Source organism: Aeromonas sanarellii (genome assembly GCF_000820085.1).
Lineage (GTDB): Bacteria > Pseudomonadota > Gammaproteobacteria > Enterobacterales > Aeromonadaceae > Aeromonas > Aeromonas sanarellii.
Map to the genome: position 1 here is coordinate 1 of NZ_CDBN01000046.1, position 1,661 is coordinate 1,661.

At 60.7% G+C, this 1,661-nt stretch carries 2 protein-coding genes; both read right to left on the minus strand.

The features are described 5' to 3' along the window. Positions 1-94: 94 nt before the first annotated feature. Positions 95-976 (minus strand): cytochrome c oxidase subunit 3, encoded by an 882-nt coding sequence (locus BN1132_RS09555; RefSeq protein ID WP_042077085.1) that lies wholly within the window; start codon positions 974-976, stop codon positions 95-97. Between the two features lie 2 nt (positions 977-978). After that, positions 979-1,533, minus strand: a complete 555-nt coding sequence (locus tag BN1132_RS09560) for a cytochrome c oxidase assembly protein (RefSeq protein WP_042077087.1) — start codon at positions 1,531-1,533, stop codon at positions 979-981. Between the last annotated feature and the right edge of the window lie 128 nt (positions 1,534-1,661).

Below are 1,661 nucleotides of genomic sequence, written 5' to 3' on the forward strand. Positions count from 1 at the left end.
GCGTCTTCTTCTCCCTGCTGGTAATCGTCATCCTGCTGCTCTCCCTTGCAATGGGCTGGCTGGAGCCCAACCCCCGCCCCTATTAAAAACGCCTTCAGAGCAGGTAGACGAAGACGAACAGACAGAGCCAGACCACGTCGACGAAGTGCCAGTACCAGGCCGCAGCCTGAAAGGCGAAATGACGCTGTGGGGTGAAATGGTCCCTCAGCATGATGCGCAGCCAGATGATGGTCAGGAAGAGGGTGCCCAGCATGACGTGCAGACCGTGGAAGCCGGTCAGGATGAAGAAGGTATTGCCATAGATGCCCGAGTCGAACCGCAGCCCCAGATCCCGGTACGCATGCAGGTATTCATAGCCCTGCAGCCACAGGAATGTCAGCCCGAGCACCACTGTCACCAGCAGCATCCCCTTGAGTCGGTTGCGCTTCCCGGACTCCAGTCCGGTATGTGCAAACAGCAGGGTGACGGAGGATCCGAGCAGGATCACAGTGTTGATCAGGGGAATGCCATGCCAGGGCATCGCCTGGGTCGTGGTGCCCCCCGGGGTCTTGAGCAGGGGCCAGTGCGCCGAGAAATCCGGCCACAGCAACTGGGCCGTCATCGCCTTGTTGCCCGCGCCGTCGAGCCAGGGCATGGCGAGCTGGCGGGCATAAAACAGCACGCCGAAGAAGGCCAGAAAGAACATCACCTCGGAGAAGATGAACCAGACCATGCCCTGTCTGAAGGATCTGTCCATCTGGGCGCTGTAGAGCCCAGTCATGGACTCCTGGATGATGTGGCGAAACCAGCCGAACAGCATGAATGCCAACAGGGCAACACCGGCCATCATCAGATACCGACCGATACCGGTCTGTTCGCTCGCCAGCTCGTTGACCAGATGCCCTGCCCCCAGTGCCAGGAGAAACAGGGCCATGGCGCCTATGATGGGCCAGCGACTCTGGTCCGGGACGTAATATGTCTGATTCACCTTGGCCATGATTATTTCCTCTGTGCCAGTGCCGGAACGGGTGCGGCCTGGGTGATGTCATAGAGCGAGTAGGAGAGCGTGATGGTGTTGATGTCGTCAGGCAGCGCCGGGTCGATATAGAACTTGAGCGGCATCAGCTTGCTCTGCCCCGGTTGCAGCTCCTGGCGGTTGAAGCAGAAACACTCCACCTTCTTCAGGTAGGCAGCGGCAGGACCGGGTGAGACGGACGGCACCGCCTGACCCACCATGGTGCGCTCAGTGGGGTTGAATACCCGGTAATTGACCAGCTTCACTTCCCCCGGTAGCACCGACAGCCGCACCGTTTCACCGCTGAACTCCCAGGGCATCCTGGCATCCGCATGGGCAAGAAACTCGACCTGTATGCTCCGCGTGCTGTCGGGCACCGCCCGATCCGTCGTGGCTGGCCGGTCGTCGGTCTTGCCATTGAGACCGGTGATCCGGCAGAAGACGTCATAGAGGGGGACCAGCGCAAAGGCGAAACCAAACATGGCGAGCACGACCAGAGCCAGTTTTCTGAGCAGGGGGCCGTGATTGATCTGGGCCATATGGCCTCCTTACCGCTCTTCCGGCCCTATGTCGGGCGGAGTCTTGAAGCTGTGATAGGGGGGCGGTGATGGCAGGGTCCACTCCAGCCCCTCGGCCCCCTCCCATACCCGATCGCTCGCCTGTTCCC

Coding starts and splice junctions, on each gene's coding strand:
- BN1132_RS09555 (WP_042077085.1), bottom strand. CDS start 976: ATGGCCAAGGTGAATCAGACATATTACGTCCCGGACCAGAGTCGCTGG.
- BN1132_RS09560 (WP_042077087.1), bottom strand. CDS start 1,533: ATGGCCCAGATCAATCACGGCCCCCTGCTCAGAAAACTGGCTCTGGTC.